This window comes from Vibrio sp. Vb0304, from assembly GCF_033338995.1.
Lineage (GTDB): Bacteria > Pseudomonadota > Gammaproteobacteria > Enterobacterales > Vibrionaceae > Vibrio > Vibrio alginolyticus.
Genome location: NZ_JAWOTT010000017.1, coordinates 14,192 through 29,825 on the forward strand (window position 1 = coordinate 14,192; position 15,634 = coordinate 29,825).

21 protein-coding genes are annotated in these 15,634 nt (G+C 46.0%); 5 read left to right on the plus strand and 16 right to left on the minus strand.

The features are described from left to right. Position 1 precedes the first annotated feature (1 nt). The 16 genes from rpsN to rpmE form a co-directional block, all read right to left on the minus strand. Complete coding sequence (rpsN, locus tag R7P35_RS17705) at positions 2 to 307, minus strand: 30S ribosomal protein S14 (RefSeq protein ID WP_004410442.1); 306 nt, start codon at positions 305 to 307, stop codon at positions 2 to 4. Between the two features lie 17 nt (positions 308 to 324). Next, a complete protein-coding gene (rplE, locus tag R7P35_RS17710) occupies positions 325 to 864 on the minus strand; it encodes a 50S ribosomal protein L5 (protein ID WP_005379573.1) in 540 nt (179 codons plus the stop codon). A gap of 23 nt (positions 865 to 887) precedes the next feature. Then, the gene (gene rplX / locus R7P35_RS17715; RefSeq protein ID WP_005379574.1) at positions 888 to 1,205 is read right to left on the minus strand and encodes a 50S ribosomal protein L24; all 318 of its coding nucleotides are present in this window, start codon (positions 1,203 to 1,205) and stop codon (positions 888 to 890) included. A 13-nt stretch (positions 1,206 to 1,218) separates the two neighbouring features. Then, the gene (rplN, locus tag R7P35_RS17720; RefSeq protein WP_004410450.1) at positions 1,219 to 1,590 is read right to left on the minus strand and encodes a 50S ribosomal protein L14; all 372 of its coding nucleotides are present in this window, start codon (positions 1,588 to 1,590) and stop codon (positions 1,219 to 1,221) included. Between the two features lie 162 nt (positions 1,591 to 1,752). Further along, the gene (gene rpsQ, locus R7P35_RS17725) at positions 1,753 to 2,007 is read right to left on the minus strand and encodes a 30S ribosomal protein S17 (RefSeq protein WP_005379575.1); all 255 of its coding nucleotides are present in this window, start codon (positions 2,005 to 2,007) and stop codon (positions 1,753 to 1,755) included. After that, a complete protein-coding gene (gene rpmC / locus R7P35_RS17730; RefSeq protein ID WP_005379576.1) occupies positions 2,007 to 2,198 on the minus strand; it encodes a 50S ribosomal protein L29 in 192 nt (63 codons plus the stop codon). The genes rpsQ and rpmC overlap by 1 nt, the downstream gene beginning before the upstream one ends. Next, on the minus strand, positions 2,198 to 2,608 hold the full coding sequence (gene rplP / locus R7P35_RS17735; RefSeq protein ID WP_005379577.1) for a 50S ribosomal protein L16: 411 nt from the start codon (positions 2,606 to 2,608) through the stop codon (positions 2,198 to 2,200). The genes rpmC and rplP overlap by 1 nt, the downstream gene beginning before the upstream one ends. An 11-nt stretch (positions 2,609 to 2,619) precedes the next feature. After that, complete coding sequence (gene rpsC / locus R7P35_RS17740; RefSeq protein ID WP_005383161.1) at positions 2,620 to 3,318, minus strand: 30S ribosomal protein S3; 699 nt, start codon at positions 3,316 to 3,318, stop codon at positions 2,620 to 2,622. Between the two features lie 18 nt (positions 3,319 to 3,336). After that, on the minus strand, positions 3,337 to 3,669 hold the full coding sequence (rplV, locus tag R7P35_RS17745) for a 50S ribosomal protein L22 (protein WP_005383164.1): 333 nt from the start codon (positions 3,667 to 3,669) through the stop codon (positions 3,337 to 3,339). Between the two features lie 10 nt (positions 3,670 to 3,679). Continuing rightward, entirely contained in the window at positions 3,680 to 3,958 is a 279-nt protein-coding gene (gene rpsS, locus R7P35_RS17750) for a 30S ribosomal protein S19 (protein ID WP_004394525.1), read from the minus strand. Positions 3,959 to 3,979: 21 nt separating this feature from the next. Continuing rightward, on the minus strand, positions 3,980 to 4,804 hold the full coding sequence (gene rplB, locus R7P35_RS17755; RefSeq protein ID WP_005383168.1) for a 50S ribosomal protein L2: 825 nt from the start codon (positions 4,802 to 4,804) through the stop codon (positions 3,980 to 3,982). A gap of 15 nt (positions 4,805 to 4,819) precedes the next feature. Further along, entirely contained in the window at positions 4,820 to 5,122 is a 303-nt protein-coding gene (gene rplW, locus R7P35_RS17760) for a 50S ribosomal protein L23 (protein WP_004398471.1), read from the minus strand. Continuing rightward, complete coding sequence (rplD, locus tag R7P35_RS17765; RefSeq protein ID WP_005379556.1) at positions 5,119 to 5,721, minus strand: 50S ribosomal protein L4; 603 nt, start codon at positions 5,719 to 5,721, stop codon at positions 5,119 to 5,121. Before rplD ends, rplW begins: the two co-directional genes overlap by 4 nt. A gap of 17 nt (positions 5,722 to 5,738) precedes the next feature. After that, positions 5,739 to 6,368, minus strand: coding sequence for a 50S ribosomal protein L3 (gene rplC, locus R7P35_RS17770; protein ID WP_005379555.1), 630 nt, complete (start codon positions 6,366 to 6,368; stop codon positions 5,739 to 5,741). A 14-nt stretch (positions 6,369 to 6,382) separates the two neighbouring features. After that, positions 6,383 to 6,694, minus strand: a complete 312-nt coding sequence (gene rpsJ, locus R7P35_RS17775) for a 30S ribosomal protein S10 (protein ID WP_004410492.1) — start codon at positions 6,692 to 6,694, stop codon at positions 6,383 to 6,385. Positions 6,695 to 7,150: 456 nt separating this feature from the next. Beyond that, positions 7,151 to 7,372 carry a 50S ribosomal protein L31 gene (rpmE, locus tag R7P35_RS17780; RefSeq protein WP_005379546.1) on the minus strand — a complete coding sequence of 74 codons (222 nt, stop codon included), beginning with the start codon at positions 7,370 to 7,372 and terminating at the stop codon, positions 7,151 to 7,153. 296 nt (positions 7,373 to 7,668) lie between these two features. On the opposite strand from rpmE, the gene priA reads away from it, so the two are divergent. The 5 genes from priA (at position 7,669) to hslU (ending at position 14,001) form a co-directional block, all read left to right on the plus strand. Beyond that, positions 7,669 to 9,873, plus strand: coding sequence for a primosomal protein N' (gene priA / locus R7P35_RS17785; protein WP_171344406.1), 2,205 nt, complete (start codon positions 7,669 to 7,671; stop codon positions 9,871 to 9,873). Between the two features lie 303 nt (positions 9,874 to 10,176). Beyond that, the gene (gene cytR / locus R7P35_RS17790) at positions 10,177 to 11,205 is read left to right on the plus strand and encodes a DNA-binding transcriptional regulator CytR (RefSeq protein ID WP_254901949.1); all 1,029 of its coding nucleotides are present in this window, start codon (positions 10,177 to 10,179) and stop codon (positions 11,203 to 11,205) included. A gap of 225 nt (positions 11,206 to 11,430) precedes the next feature. Continuing rightward, positions 11,431 to 11,979 (plus strand): cell division protein FtsN, encoded by a 549-nt coding sequence (gene ftsN, locus R7P35_RS17795; RefSeq protein ID WP_017820300.1) that lies wholly within the window; start codon positions 11,431 to 11,433, stop codon positions 11,977 to 11,979. A 115-nt stretch (positions 11,980 to 12,094) separates the two neighbouring features. Further along, positions 12,095 to 12,646 (plus strand): ATP-dependent protease subunit HslV, encoded by a 552-nt coding sequence (gene hslV, locus R7P35_RS17800; RefSeq protein ID WP_005383176.1) that lies wholly within the window; start codon positions 12,095 to 12,097, stop codon positions 12,644 to 12,646. 23 nt (positions 12,647 to 12,669) lie between these two features. Then, positions 12,670 to 14,001 carry an HslU--HslV peptidase ATPase subunit gene (hslU, locus tag R7P35_RS17805; protein WP_025768349.1) on the plus strand — a complete coding sequence of 444 codons (1,332 nt, stop codon included), beginning with the start codon at positions 12,670 to 12,672 and terminating at the stop codon, positions 13,999 to 14,001. Positions 14,002 to 15,634 lie beyond the last annotated feature (1,633 nt).

The window sequence follows — 15,634 nt, forward strand, 5'->3', positions numbered from 1 at the left end:
ATTACCAGCTAGCCTTACGAAGACCCGGAATCTCGCCTTTCATGCAAGCTTCACGAACCTTAATACGGCTTAGACCGAACTTACGTAGGTAACCGTGTGGACGACCAGTTTGGTTGCAACGGTTGCGCTGACGTGATGCACTTGAATCACGTGGAAGAGATTGCAGTGTAAGAACCGCGTTCCAACGATCTTCTTCAGATGCGTTTACATCGCTGATGATAGCTTTTAGCGCTGCACGCTTTTCAGCGAACTTAGCTACTAGCTTCGCACGTTTTGCTTCACGTGCTTTCATTGAATTTTTAGCCATAACAGTAACCCTTCACCTTACTTACGGAATGGGAAGTTAAAGGCAGCCAGCAGAGCACGGCCTTCCTCATCAGTACCAGCAGACGTCGTAATAGTGATGTCTAGACCGCGTACTCGATCAACTTTATCAAAGTCGATTTCCGGGAAGATGATTTGCTCGCGAACGCCCATGCTGTAGTTACCGCGACCGTCAAAAGACTTAGCGCTAACACCACGGAAGTCACGTACACGTGGAAGAGCGATGTTAATTAAACGCTCAAGAAAATCCCACATACGTTCGCCACGCAAGGTTACTTTACAACCGATAGGGTAGCCTTCACGGATTTTGAAACCTGCAACAGATTTGCGCGCTTTTGTGATAAGTGGCTTTTGACCAGAGATCGTTGCCATATCAGACGCTGCATTTTCTAGCAGTTTCTTATCGTTGATTGCTTCACCAACACCCATGTTTAGGGTGATTTTCTCGATTCTAGGGACTTGCATGACGCTTGTGTAACCGAACTGTTTGGTCAGTTCAGCGACTACAGACGACTTGTAGTAATCATGCAGTTTCGCCATAGTAGAACTCCAAATTACTTCTATTAGTTAGAAACGGTTTCGCCGTTAGACTTGAAGAAACGAACTTTTTTGCCGTCTTCAAAACGGAAACCGATACGGTCAGCTTTACCAGTAGCTGCGTTAAAGATAGCCACGTTAGAAACGTCGATAGCTGCTTCTTGCTCTACGATACCGCCTTGGATACCCATAGCTGGAACAGGTTTCTGATGTTTTTTAACTAGGTTGATACCTTCAACGATAACTTTACCAGTTGCTAGAACCTTAGTTACTTTACCTTTCTTGCCTTTGTCTTTACCAGCAAGAACGATTACTTCGTCATTACGACGGATTTTAGCTGCCATTTCTACGTGCTCCTTACAGAACTTCTGGAGCCAGTGAAACGATCTTCATGAACTTATCGCCACGAAGTTCGCGTGTCACAGGACCAAAGATACGTGTACCGATTGGTTGCTCAGTATTGTCGTTTAGCAATACGCAAGCATTTCGGTCGAAGCGAATGACAGAACCGTCAGGACGACGTACGCCTTTACGGGTGCGCACTACCACCGCCTTCAGAACATCACCTTTTTTAACTTTACCGCGAGGGATTGCTTCCTTCACAGTAACTTTGATGACGTCACCGATATGTGCATAACGGCGGTGAGAGCCACCCAGAACCTTAATACACATTACGCTGCGTGCGCCTGAGTTATCAGCTGCGTCCAGCATACTTTGCATTTGGATCATGTTAGTGCTCCGCTAAATATTAATAACTAGACCCATCACGGGTCGGGCTGCCTCTTTAAAAGGGACGCGAATTGTACCACCCTTTTTTGTGATTGGGTAGTCAAAAAATAAACGGCTCCAAAAATATTTTGGAGCCGCTTTAGTTTCATAGAATTAACGAGATTAAATCTTCGCCTTTTCTAGAACTTTTACCAAAGTCCAAGACTTAGTCTTAGACAGTGGACGACACTCTGCGATTTCAACTGTGTCGCCTAGGCCACACTCGTTGTTCTCGTCATGTGCGTGTACTTTAGTCGTACGTTTTACGTATTTACCGTAGATTGGGTGTTTTACGAAACGTTCGATAGCAACAGTGATAGACTTGTCCATCTTGTCGCTAACAACACGACCTTGTTGAGTACGTTTTACTTCGCTCATTATGCGCCTGCCTTCTCAGTCAAAACAGTTTTCACACGTGCGATATCACGGCGTACAGCTTTCAGAGTATGAGTTTGCTGTAGTTGACCAGTCGCAGCTTGCATGCGCAAGTTGAACTGTTCGCGTAGCAAATTCATTAGCTCAGCGTTAAGCTCTTCAACGCTTTTCTCGCGTAGATCTTGTGCTTTCATCACATCACCTGCTTAGTTACAAATGTAGTTTTGAAAGGCAGTTTACGTGCCGCAAGACGGAACGCTTCACGTGCCAATTCTTCAGGTACACCACCCATTTCGTACATAACCTTACCAGGTTGGATTTGGGCTACCCAGTACTCAACGTTACCTTTACCCTTACCTTGACGAACTTCAAGTGGTTTTTCTGTGATTGGTTTGTCTGGGAACACACGGATCCAGATTTTACCTTGACGCTTAACGTGACGTGTCATTGCACGACGTGCCGCTTCGATTTGACGAGCAGTTAGACGACCACGGCCAACAGCTTTAAGACCGAATTCGCCGAAGCTTACATCAGTACCTTTAGCTAGACCACGGTTACGACCAGTCTGAACCTTACGGAACTTAGTACGTTTAGGTTGTAGCATCTGTCGACTCCTTACTTACGGCCTTTACGCTGCTTCTTAGGCTTGTCGCCTTTAGGCTCTACAGCGTTAGCTGCTGGCATACCACCTAGGATTTCACCTTTGAAGATCCAAGTTTTAATGCCGATCACACCGTATTGAGTGTGAGCCGAAGAAGTTGCGTAATCAATGTCAGCACGTAGAGTGTGTAGAGGCACACGGCCTTCACGGTACCACTCTGAACGTGCGATTTCAGCGCCGCCTAGACGACCGCTTACTTCCACTTTGATACCTTTAGCGCCTAGGCGCATTGCGTTTTGTACTGCGCGCTTCATAGCACGACGGAACATAACACGACGCTCTAGCTGAGACGCGATGCTGTCACCAACAAGTTGCGCATCTAGTTCAGGCTTACGTACTTCAGCGATGTTAATTTGCGCTGGTACACCTGCAATTTTAGCTACAGCTGCGCGTAGCTTCTCAACGTCTTCACCTTTCTTACCGATAACAACGCCTGGACGAGCAGTGTGAATAGTCACACGGATGCTCTTAGCAGGACGCTCGATAACGATACGTGATAGAGACGCTTTTTTCAGTTCACTTGTAAGGAACTGACGTACCTTGAAGTCGCCGTCTAGGTTGTCAGCGAAATCTTTGGTGTTAGCAAACCATGTAGCATTCCAAGGCTTAACGATGCCTAGACGAATACCATTTGGATGTACTTTTTGACCCATTGCTTACTCTCCTAGTCTCTAGCGATCTGCTACAACAACAGTGATGTGGCTTGAACGCTTCAAGATACGATCCGCACGACCTTTAGCACGAGGCATAATACGCTTCATGGTTGGGCCTTCATCTACAAAGATTTTTGCGACATTCAGATCGTCAATATCTGCACCTTCGTTGTGCTCCGCGTTAGCGATAGCAGACTCTAGAACTTTCTTAACTAGTGCAGCAGCTTTTTTGTTGCTGAACGTTAGGATTTCTAGAGCTTGGTCAACAGATTTACCACGGATTAGATCCGCAACTAAGCGAGCTTTCTGAGGCGAAATGCGAGCAAAGTTATGTTTAGCAATTGCTTCCATTATCTACTCCTTAGCGCTTCTTAGCTTTCTTATCCGCAGCGTGACCGCGGTAAGTACGTGTTGGTGCGAATTCACCCAGTTTGTGACCGATCATTTCATCAGTTACAAATACTGGTACGTGCTGACGACCATTATGGACAGCGATGGTCAAACCGATCATCGTAGGGATGATCATTGAACGACGGGACCAAGTCTTAATAGGCTTTTTGTCTCCGCTTTCCACCGCTTTCTCTACCTTCTTCAGCAAGTGTAGGTCAATAAAAGGACCTTTCTTGAGAGAACGTGGCATGGCGATTCCTCTTTATATAGATTACTTGTTACGACGACGTACGATGTACTTGTCAGTGCGTTTGTTCTTACGAGTCTTGAAGCCTTTAGTAGGCATACCCCAAGGAGATACTGGGTGACGACCACCAGAAGTACGGCCTTCACCACCACCATGTGGGTGGTCAATCGGGTTCATTACAACACCACGAACCGTTGGACGGATACCGCGATGACGTGATGCACCTGCTTTACCAAGTTCACGTAGCATGTGCTCAGAGTTACCAACTTCACCGATTGTTGCACGGCCTTCAGAAAGAACTTTGCGCATCTCGCCAGAACGTAGACGGATAGTTACGTACGCACCGTCGCGAGCAACGATTTGAGCGTAAGCACCAGCCGAACGAGCTAGCTGACCACCTTTACCAGGCTTAAGTTCAACGTTATGTACTGTTGAACCTACTGGGATATTACGCATTGGTAGAGTGTTACCAGCTTTGATTGGTGCATCAACACCAGACTGAATAACATCACCAGCTACAACACCTTTAGGTGCTAGGATGTAGCGACGCTCACCGTCTTTGTAAAGAACTAGAGCAATGTTTGCGCTACGGTTTGGATCGTATTCAAGACGCTCAACTGTCGCTGGAATACCATCTTTAGTACGTTTGAAGTCAACTACACGGTAGTGATGCTTGTGACCACCGCCGATGTGACGTACTGTGATACGACCCTTGTTGTTACGACCACCGTTCTTAGAGTTTTTCTCTAGAAGAGGTGCGTATGGCTTGCCCTTGTGTAGGTCAGCGTTAACAACTTTAACAACGTGACGACGACCAGGGGAAGTCGGCTTACATTTAACAATAGCCATTTTTAACTACTCCTGTTATTCCGCGCCGCCAACGAAGTCAAGATCTTGACCTTCTTTCAAAGTAACGTACGCTTTCTTAACGTCGCTGCGGCGACCTTGGCGTAGACCTTGACGTTTGGTCTTACCCTTAGTGATAAGAGTATTTACAGACTTAACTTCAACTTCAAATAGCTTTTCTACAGCTGCTTTGATCTCTTTTTTAGTCGCATCTTTAGCTACTTTGAAAACGATAGTGTTCGCTTTCTCAGCTGCCATAGTTGCTTTTTCAGAGATGTGCGGTGCACGTAGAACTTTTAGGATACGCTCTTCAGTGATCATGCTAGCATTTCCTCTACTTGCTTAACTGCTTCTGCAGTCATTACAACTTTGTCAAACGCGATTAGAGATACTGGATCGATACCAGCAACATCACGTGCGTCAACTTTGTATAGGTTACGAGCAGCTAGGAATAGATTCTCATCTACTTCGCTAGTCACGATTAGAGCGTCAGTTAGCTCAAGCTCTTTAAGCTTAGCAACTAGCTCTTTAGTCTTTGGTGCTTCAACTGAGAAGTTATCAACAACGATTAGACGCTCTTGACGAACAAGCTCAGAAAGAATGCTCTTCATAGCACCACGGTACATTTTTTTGTTTACTTTTTGGCTGTGATCTTGTGGTTTCGCAGCAAAAGTAACACCACCTGTACGCCAGATTGGGCTACGGATTGTACCAGCACGCGCACGGCCAGTACCTTTTTGACGCCATGGCTTAGCGCCACCGCCAGAAACTTCTGAACGTGTTTTTTGAGCACGAGTACCTTGACGAGCACCTGCTGCGTACGCAACAACTACTTGGTGTACAAGAGCTTCGTTAAACTCACGTCCGAAAGTAGTTTCGGAAACAGTTAGTGCATCGGCACCTTTAACCATTAGTTCCATTACTTACTCCTGAGACGTTATGCTTTAACAGCTGGTTTAACGATCACGTTGCCGCCAGTTGCGCCTGGGACTGCACCTTTAATAAGAAGCAGGTTGCGCTCAGCGTCAACACGTACGATCTCTAGGTTTTGAGTCGTTACACGCTCAGCACCCATGTGACCTGCCATTTTCTTGCCTTTAAATACGCGACCTGGAGTCTGACATTGACCGATAGAACCAGGAGCACGGTGAGACAATGAGTTACCGTGAGTCATATCTTGAGTACGGAAGTTCCAACGCTTAACAGCGCCTTGGAAACCTTTACCCTTAGATGTACCAGTAACGTCTACTTTCTTAGTTTCGTTGAATAGTTCAACAGTTAGTTCTGAACCAACTTCGAACTCTTCGCCGTTTTCTAAACGGAATTCCCAAAGACCGCGACCAGCTTCAACGCCAGCTTTAGCAAAGTGACCTGCTTCAGCTTTGTTTACACGGTTAGCTTTCTTAGAACCAGCTGTAACCTGGATTGCTGCGTAGCCGTCAGTTTCAAGAGTTTTCACTTGAGAAACACGGTTAGCTTCAACCTCAACAACTGTTACTGGGATAGAAACGCCTTCTTCAGTAAATACGCGGGTCATGCCCACTTTACGACCGATTAGACCAATCATACTTCTAATCTCCCTTAACCTAGGCTAATTTGAACGTCAACGCCCGCAGCAAGGTCTAGACGCATTAGAGCATCAACAGTCTTGTCTGTTGGCTCAACGATGTCGATTAGACGCTTGTGAGTACGGATTTCGTACTGGTCACGTGCTTTCTTGTTAACGTGTGGAGAGATAAGAACTGTGAAACGCTCTTTACGAGTTGGCAGTGGGATTGGACCACGAACCTGTGCGCCAGTGCGCTTAGCTGTTTCAACGATTTCCGCTGTAGAAGCATCGATTAGTTTGTAATCGAAAGCTTTTAGGCGGATACGGATACGTTGGTTCTGCATGAGACAGAGCTCCAAATTTAATAAATTACACAAACAATATCGCCACTCAAACTCGTCAAGACGAGAGAATGCCGATTGATTTATGTGAAACCGTAGCATCCAAGATTAGGACGCATTGTCAGTTAATTTTCGATTAACTATCCCTATATGCCAAAGTCACCTTTGAGGATAGTTTTTCCGAAGAAAAGATAGCTAATTGTATTAACCGCGAACATAAGCTGAGTATACATTACCTCGCAAATCCTTAGATTTGCTCGCTCCTCACTGCTCATTGGTTCACAACTGGCTTAACCAGTGCGCTGCATTATACAGATCACACTTTAGGTTGCAAGCGCTGAGTGAAAAATAATCGGGAATATTCCAAACCCCATACATTCCTCTTCGCTTGGTAGCCATTAAAACAAAAAGGACGCCGAAGCGTCCTTTTCTAAACTGTAATCGTAATAGCGGCTGCTATTATTTCTTACCGCTTGATAGTGCACCGAAACGCTTGTTGAAGCGATCAACACGGCCGCCTGTATCAACGATACGTTGCTTACCAGTGTAGAATGGGTGACACTTGTCACATACGTCTAGGTGGATAGACTCTTTACCTAGAGTAGAGTTGAACTCAAAAGAGTTGCCGCAAGAACAAGTAGCTTTTACTGCTTTGTATTCTGGGTGGATACCAGCTTTCATGGGATAACCTCAATAGTAGGCCGTGTCGCTATACGAATCTAAGCCGCACACCACACGCAATTAATAATAAAATGGGATACCGCATCAACTAATTGCCGAAGCCATATCTCAAGGCGCAATATAGTAAAGAATCACATTGCTCGGATCAACACATTTGGCAACTTTTTCGCCACTTTTTTAGCCAGACTAATCATAGAGGCACGATTCACGCTGAATCGCATTGCTTTACTCGAATTTCCATACCGATTTTAATAGACTCTCATTTCCTTTCCCTCTTTTTTAATAGCTAAGAATTTATGCGTCCAACCATTGCTAGAGTGGCATTACCCGTTCCGCTCGACAAACAATTTGATTACGCCATTCCGGGGCACCTGTTTCCGATCATTGGTGGACGCGTTTCCGTACCTTTTGGACGCCAAACGTTAGTCGGCATCGTCACCGCAATGGTTAATCACTCGGACTTTCCCAAAGATCAACTCAAGCCAATCAAAGCAGTTCTTGATTCTCAGCCGATATGGTCTGAAAAGCTTTATTCGTTGCTGACTTGGTGCAGCCAGTTCTACCAATACCCACTTGGAGATACGCTACACAATGCGATGCCAGCAGCTCTACGTAAAGGAAAGCCTGCAGATTTTGCGACGCTACAAGAGTGGCAAATTACCGAATCCGGTAAAGACAAGCTGATGCAAGGGCTTGATCGTCGAGCGGTCAAACAACAGAAGGTCTTACAAATGTTGGTTAACGGCGCTTTGCCTCACCAGGAATTTGTCGACCAAGAGATAGCCTCAACAGTACTAAAGTCTTTAGAAGAGAAAGGCTGGATTGAACGTATCGAGAAGAAGCCTGCAATCACCCAGTGGGGACAGCACGTTGAATGCGACGTCGAGAAGCCAAAGCTCAACCACGAACAAGCGCTGGCTATTGCGAGTGTAAATAGCCAAACAGGTTTTGCTTGCTATTTATTAGAGGGAGTAACTGGCTCTGGTAAAACAGAAGTTTACTTAAACCTTATCAAACCAGTTTTAGAGCAAGGGAAACAAGCATTAGTTTTAGTACCTGAGATCGGTCTAACGCCCCAAACCATCAACCGCTTTAAACGCCGTTTTAATGTGCCAGTTGACGTCATCCACTCCGGGTTAAACGAGACGGAGCGTATGAATGCGTGGCTTTCTGCACGCGACAAAGCGGCCGGAATCATTATCGGCACACGCTCTGCCCTACTCGCGCCTTTTGCTGATCTCGGGATTATCATTGTGGACGAGGAACATGACACCTCTTACAAACAGCAAGATAGCTTGCGTTATCATGCACGCGATGTTGCTGTAATGCGCGCTCATAAAGAACAAGTTCCGATTGTTCTGGGCTCAGCCACACCTGCACTGGAGACATTGCACAATGCCTTGTCAGGCAAATATCACCATTTAACACTAACCCAACGAGCTGGCTCTGCCGTGCCAACCACTAATAAAGTGTTAGATGTAAAAGGTCAGTATTTAGAAAGTGGCTTATCTGCCCAACTGATTGCCGAGATGCGCAAGCATTTAAAAGCGGGCAATCAAGTAATGTTGTTTCTTAACCGTCGAGGCTTTTCGCCCGCTTTGATGTGCCATGAATGCGGTTGGATTGCAGAATGTAAACGCTGTGATGCGTACTATACGTTCCACCATTACAGCAACGAAATACGCTGCCATCACTGCGGCTCACAACAACCGGTGATTCATCAATGTCAGGGGTGTGGTTCAACCCAATTGGTTACCGTCGGCGTAGGAACGGAACAACTCGAACAACAATTGGCTCAGTTATTTCCAGAATACAACGCCATTCGCATCGACAGAGACAGCACACGTCGCAAAGGTAGTTTGGAAGATGCCCTTGAATCGATTCGTAAAGGTGAACATCAAATTCTGATTGGCACCCAAATGCTGGCTAAGGGGCACCATTTTCCAAATGTAACGCTCGTTGCTCTTTTGGATGTTGATGGCTCTCTCTATAGTAGTGACTTCCGCGCTTCCGAGCGACTAGCGCAGTTGTTTATTCAAGTCGCAGGTCGTGCCGGCCGCGCAAGTAAACCTGGCGAGGTTATCCTACAAACCCACCATCCTGAGCACAGCTTGCTGCAGGCCCTGCTTCAAAAAGACTATCGCCACTTTGCTATGACTGCTCTGGAAGAACGCAAATTGGCTCAGCTTCCGCCTTATAGTTTCTTGACTCTGTTTAAAGCAGAGGCGAACCAAAGTGAGGTAGTTGAAGACTTCCTGCGTCAGGTTCGCTTTACGTTAGAGTCACACCCTCTGTTCGATGATTCCTGCATGGTGTTAGGCCCTACTCCTTCACCTTTGGCCAAGCGGGCTGGTAAATACCGTTGGCAACTATTACTGCAAACTCAGCATCGTTCATTGATGCAAAAGTTATTAACCAGTGCCAAACCTGCTATTGAGTTGTTGCCAAATGCTAAGAAAGTACGCTGGAATTTAGACATAGAACCACAAGATCTCAGCTAGCAAACGTTTAACTATGTAATGAATTACCACTTAATGTGACCAGAATCACACCAAGATTACAATTTTTGTTAAACAGACCGTAACTTTCACTTTAGAAATGAATAGACTATCCAAATTAGAAAAGTCTAAAGTGACTTGTTTGCACAGGCTTAGATTAAAACAATGACTATTCCCACAAATTGATATCGCGGTGAAGAATCCATTTTCCCACTCGTTAACACGAACTGAGCGAAGAGCAAACACAGCTCTAACTCGGTTTGATTACTCTGATTTCAAACCGGAATAACGTCATCTTGGCAAAAAATAAATGAGAGGTTAAAAACTATGGCGACAATGAAGGATGTTGCCCAGCTTGCGGGAGTGTCTACGGCTACGGTATCTCGAGCCTTAATGAATCCAGAGAAAGTCTCTTCTTCTACAAGAAAGAGAGTAGAAGATGCCGTACTTGAAGCGGGTTATTCTCCAAACTCATTAGCGCGTAACTTACGTAGAAACGAATCAAAAACCATTGTTACTATCGTTCCCGACATCTGTGATCCTTATTTTTCTGAAATTATTCGCGGTATTGAAGATGCAGCCATGGAACATGGCTATCTAGTCCTGCTGGGCGATAGCGGACAACAGAAGAAACGCGAAAGCTCTTTCGTTAACCTCGTATTTACTAAGCAGGCAGATGGAATGCTACTGCTTGGTACAGATCTACCATTCGATGTCAGTAAGCCAGAGCAAAAGAACTTACCTCCGATGGTAATGGCGTGTGAATTTGCGCCTGAACTCGAGCTTCCGACAGTACATATTGATAACCTGACCTCTGCATTTGAAGCAGTGAATTACCTGACCCAATTAGGTCATAAACGCATTGCTCAAATCTCTGGACCAGATACAGCAATATTGTGTCAGTTCCGCCAGCAAGGCTACCAACAAGCCCTGCGCCGTGCCGGCATCAATAAAGATCCACAATATAGTGTCATTACTGAGTTTTCTTTTGATGGCGGAGCAAAAGCCGTTCGTAAACTGCTCGAATTGCCAGAACCACCAACGGCTATTTTCTGTCACTGTGACACAATGGCCATCGGCGCAATTCAAGAAGCGAAAAAGCTTGGCTTACGAGTACCGCAAGATCTCTCTGTTGTGGGCTTTGATGACATTAACTTCGCTCAGTACTGCGATCCACCGTTGACCACCATCTCTCAACCTCGCTATGAGATTGGTCGACAAGCGATGCTAATGATGCTCGAGATGTTAAAAGGCCACGACGTGCATTCAGGCTCGCGTCTGCTTGAAACTAATCTCGTCATTCGTGGAAGTGCAGCGCCACCACAGCGCCCTTAACCTGAAGATTAGGTATTCATCCCCAAAGCGGTGCTAAGGCGCCGCTTTTTTATTTACCCCTCCTGCTTTTTGTATATCCCCGAATAAATATAAGCGAGAACAGAAACACACTCCTACACTCGGGCGTTGTCGCGCTTTAGCTATCAAGATTCTATCAATAGGGTGTTTTCTCAACTCGTTCTGGATTAACATATTTGCAAGAATCCTTGATGACCAGAAATAACCGTGGCAAATAGAGATTATGTAAGACGGGGGCGAGGCGCCCCAAAAAAGTCGACAAAAAAACAGCCGCCGAGAAGAAAAAAACCTTGGCGCAGTGGCCTGCTCGCTATCTTGCTCGTGGGCGGTTTTGGCTATGGTCTTTACCTTTTGAGTAGCGACCCAGAACCTAAACAACCAGTCGTGAAGCAGCCAACAACCACTGTAAGCAAACCAAAGCCGAAAAAAGACTTGCCGCCACCACCAGAAGAAAAATGGGAATATGTTGAGTCACTACCGAAACGTGAAGTTGAAGTTGTGGCCAAAGAAATTGAAGTTTCTAAAATTCCTTACATCATGCAGTGTGGCGCGTACAAAACTCAGGCACAAGCCGAAGAGCGCAAGCTTGCAATCGCGTTCCAAGGGATGTCGAGCAAGATTCGTAAGAAAGAAGGCAGTTCATGGTATCGCGTGGTGCTAGGTCCGTATAAGTTCAAACGTGATGCAGAACGTGACCGTCATAAACTGCAACGCGCGAAAATCGAGCCGTGTGCGATTTGGAAAGAAAATCTTTAAACTCAGGCCCTAGGAGCTAAGATCCTAGGGCCTTTCTTTTTGCCCCCTTGAATCCCCATTTCTCCTCCCCCATATACTGAATTAAATCCAAAGAGAAATAATCAAGAGGTCGACTGTGACTACCATTGTATCTGTACGTCGAAATAATAAAGTCGTCATCGCGGGTGATGGCCAAGTATCTCTAGGCAATACCGTAATGAAAGGTAATGCGCGCAAAGTTCGCCGCCTATACAACAACCAAGTACTAGCGGGCTTTGCCGGCGGTACTGCGGATGCCTTCACCCTTTTTGAGCGCTTCGAAAGCAAACTGCAAATGCACCAAGGTCACCTAACCAAAGCGGCAGTTGAGCTAGCCAAAGACTGGCGTAGCGATCGTGCTCTGCGCAAGCTCGAAGCCTTACTTGCCGTTGCCGACGAAACCGCATCGTTAATCATTACCGGTAATGGTGATGTCGTACAGCCAGAACACGACCTGATTGCGATTGGCTCTGGTGGTGCTTACGCACAAGCTGCCGCAACCGCCCTACTAGAAAACACAGATCTAGATGCTCGTGAGATCGCGGAAAAAGCTCTCAATATCGCGGGTGATATTTGTGTCTTCACGAACCATCACCACACGGTAGAAGAGCTAGACTCAACAGTAGAGCCTGAAAAACCAACCGCGTAATCGTAACGAAGTAAGGAAAGAATATGTCTGAAATGACGCCTCGCGAAATCGTTCATGAATTGAACCGCCACATTATCGGTCAAGAAAAAGCCAAGCGTTCGGTTGCGATTGCACTTCGTAACCGCTGGCGCCGCATGCAGCTTGAAGAAAGCTTGCGTGCCGAAGTGACGCCAAAAAACATCTTGATGATTGGTCCTACTGGTGTTGGTAAGACTGAAATCGCACGACGCCTCGCAAAACTGGCAAATGCCCCTTTCATCAAAGTTGAAGCGACAAAATTCACCGAAGTGGGTTACGTTGGTAAAGAAGTTGAAACCATCATCCGTGACCTAACAGATGTCGCTGTGAAAATGACGCATCAACAAGCGATGGAGAAAGTGAAATTCCGCGCAGAAGAGCAAGCGGAAGAACGTATTCTTGATGCGCTACTGCCACCAGCACGTGATAGTTGGGGTCAAGCAGAGCAAACGGAAGAGTCTTCTCACACTCGCCAGATCTTCCGTAAGAAACTGCGTGAAGGCCAACTAGACGATAAAGAAATTGAAATCGACGTAGCCGCACCACAAATGGGCGTAGAGATCATGGCGCCTCCTGGTATGGAAGAGATGACTAACCAGCTGCAAGGCATGTTCCAAAACCTGGCAGGCGACACTAAGAAAAAACGTAAGCTGAAAATCAAAGACGCAATGAAAGCGTTAGCGGAAGAAGAAGCGGCGAAACTGGTAAACCAAGAAGAGCTAAAAGAAGCAGCGATTTTCAACGTTGAAAACAACGGCATCGTATTTATCGATGAGATCGACAAGATCTGTAAACGCGGCGAGAGCTCAGGCCCAGACGTTTCACGCGAAGGTGTTCAGCGCGACCTACTTCCATTGATTGAAGGCAGCACGGTATCAACCAAGCACGGCATGGTAAAAACAGACCATATTCTGTTTGTTGCATCTGGTGCATTCCAAGTGGCAAAACCATCTGACTTGATCCCAGAATTGCAAGGTCGTCTACCAATTCGTGTTGAGCTAGAAGCACTAAGCAGCAACGACTTCAAACGCATTCTGACAGAACCAAAAGCCTCTCTAACAGAGCAGTACGTTGCGTTGATGAAAACGGAAGATGTGGACATCGAATTCACAGAAGACGGCATCACGCAAATCGCGGAAGCGGCATGGACGGTCAACGAAAGCACAGAAAACATCGGTGCTCGTCGCTTACACACCGTAATGGAACGCTTGATGGATGAAATCTCTTACGACGCAGCGGAGCAATCTGGCGCTAAATTCGTTATTGATTCCGCTTACGTGAAAGCGCGCCTAGGCGACACAATTGAAGATGAAGATCTAAGCCGCTTTATTCTTTAATCGCAATCTATTTTACCAAAGCCCAGAACCTTGTTTCTGGGCTTTTTGTATAGAATGACGGTGACTTAGACAACACCCAAATCAAGGATCTCGTCATTCTAGCGAGCTCAAGCGAGGCTAAGAATCTGCTAACAGCAGACGCCTATTCTTTCTCTCTCACCTTAACCACTGCACAATCGGATGATGGATTCTGAATCACACTCGTTCCTCGCTGTTCAGAATGACGGTCACTTAGACGACATCTAAATCAAAAGGTCTGGTCATTCTAGCGAGATCTAGCGAGACTAAGAACCTGGTAACAACAGACGCCTATTTTTCCTCTCTCACCTTAATCACCGCACAATCGGATGATCGATTCTGAATCACATTCGTTCCTCGCTGTTCAGAATGACGGTGACTTAGACAACATCTAAATCAAAAGAGCTCGTCATTCTAGCGAGCTTAAGCGAGACTAAGAATCTGCTAACAGCAAACGCCTTTCTTTCCCCACTCGCCTTCACCACCGCACAATCGGATGATAGATTCTGAATCACCTCGTTCCTCGTTGTTCAGAATGACGGTGACTTAGACAACATCTAAATCAAAAGGCCTGGTCATTCTAGCGAGCTCAAGCGAGACTAAGAATCTGGTAACAACAGACGCCTATTCTTTCTAACTCACCTTAACCACTTCACAACCGGACGATAGATTCTGAATCACACTCGTTCCTCGTTGTTCAGAATAGCGGTGGCTTTGACAACATCTAAATCAAAAGATCTCGTCATTCTAGCGAGCTCAAGCGAGACTAAGAATCTGCTAACAGAAGACGCCTATTCTTTCCAACTCACCTTAACCACGGCACTATTGGGACGATAGATTCTGAATCACCTCGTTTCTCGCTGTTCAGAATGACGGTGGCTTAGATAACATCTAAATCAAAAGATCTCGTCATTCTAGCGAGCTCCAGCGAGACTAAGAATCTGCTAACAGCAGACGCCTATTCTTCCTCGCTCACCTTAATCACCGCACAATCGGATGATCGATTCTGAATCACATTCGTTCCTCGCTGTTCAGAATGACGGTGACTTAGACAACATCTAAATCAAAAGAGCTCGTCATTCTAGCGAGCTTAAGCGAGACTAAGAATCTGCTAACAGCAAACGCCTTTCTTTCCCCACTCGCCTTCACCACCGCACAATCGGATGATAGATTCTGAATCACCTCGTTCCTCGTTGCTCAGAATGACGGTGACTTTGACAACATCTAAATCAAAAGACCTGGTCATTCTAGCGAGCTCAAGCGAGACTAAGAATCTGGTAACAGCAGACGCCTATTCTTTCCCACTCCCCTTCACCACCGCACAATCGGATGATCGATTCTGAATCACACTCGTTGTTCAGAATGGCGGTGACTTTGACAACACCTAAATCAAAAAGATCTCGTCATTCTAGCGAGCTCAAGCGAGACTAAGAATCTGCTAACAGCAAACGCCTTTCTTTCCTCACTCGCCTTCACCACCGCACAACCGGACGATAGATTCTGAATCGCCCTTTGACTTCTAGTTGAGTTGTTTTAGGTCAATAGCGTATCTGCCTCTTTGTGCTTATACTGGGCACATTGGTTACTAGCACGAAATTTCCATGAAACAATCTTT

Bases quoted from the DNA above. Each gene is read 5' to 3' on its own strand.
- rpsN (WP_004410442.1), bottom strand. From the start codon at position 307: ATGGCTAAAAATTCAATGAAAGCACGTGAAGCAAAACGTGCGAAGCTA.
- rplB (WP_005383168.1), bottom strand. From the start codon at position 4,804: ATGGCTATTGTTAAATGTAAGCCGACTTCCCCTGGTCGTCGTCACGTT.
- rplV (WP_005383164.1), bottom strand. From the start codon at position 3,669: ATGGAAGCAATTGCTAAACATAACTTTGCTCGCATTTCGCCTCAGAAA.
- rpsS (WP_004394525.1), bottom strand. From the start codon at position 3,958: ATGCCACGTTCTCTCAAGAAAGGTCCTTTTATTGACCTACACTTGCTG.
- rpmE (WP_005379546.1), bottom strand. From the start codon at position 7,372: ATGAAAGCTGGTATCCACCCAGAATACAAAGCAGTAAAAGCTACTTGT.
- hslU (WP_025768349.1), top strand. From the start codon at position 12,670: ATGTCTGAAATGACGCCTCGCGAAATCGTTCATGAATTGAACCGCCAC.
- rplC (WP_005379555.1), bottom strand. From the start codon at position 6,368: ATGATTGGTCTAATCGGTCGTAAAGTGGGCATGACCCGCGTATTTACT.
- rpsQ (WP_005379575.1), bottom strand. From the start codon at position 2,007: ATGAGCGAAGTAAAACGTACTCAACAAGGTCGTGTTGTTAGCGACAAG.
- rplX (WP_005379574.1), bottom strand. From the start codon at position 1,205: ATGGCAGCTAAAATCCGTCGTAATGACGAAGTAATCGTTCTTGCTGGT.
- rplE (WP_005379573.1), bottom strand. From the start codon at position 864: ATGGCGAAACTGCATGATTACTACAAGTCGTCTGTAGTCGCTGAACTG.
- priA (WP_171344406.1), top strand. From the start codon at position 7,669: ATGCGTCCAACCATTGCTAGAGTGGCATTACCCGTTCCGCTCGACAAA.
- rplD (WP_005379556.1), bottom strand. From the start codon at position 5,721: ATGGAACTAATGGTTAAAGGTGCCGATGCACTAACTGTTTCCGAAACT.
- rplP (WP_005379577.1), bottom strand. From the start codon at position 2,608: ATGCTACAACCTAAACGTACTAAGTTCCGTAAGGTTCAGACTGGTCGT.
- rplN (WP_004410450.1), bottom strand. From the start codon at position 1,590: ATGATCCAAATGCAAAGTATGCTGGACGCAGCTGATAACTCAGGCGCA.
- rpsC (WP_005383161.1), bottom strand. From the start codon at position 3,318: ATGGGTCAAAAAGTACATCCAAATGGTATTCGTCTAGGCATCGTTAAG.
- rplW (WP_004398471.1), bottom strand. From the start codon at position 5,122: ATGATCACTGAAGAGCGTATCCTAAAAGTTCTACGTGCACCGCACATC.
- rpsJ (WP_004410492.1), bottom strand. From the start codon at position 6,694: ATGCAGAACCAACGTATCCGTATCCGCCTAAAAGCTTTCGATTACAAA.
- rpmC (WP_005379576.1), bottom strand. From the start codon at position 2,198: ATGAAAGCACAAGATCTACGCGAGAAAAGCGTTGAAGAGCTTAACGCT.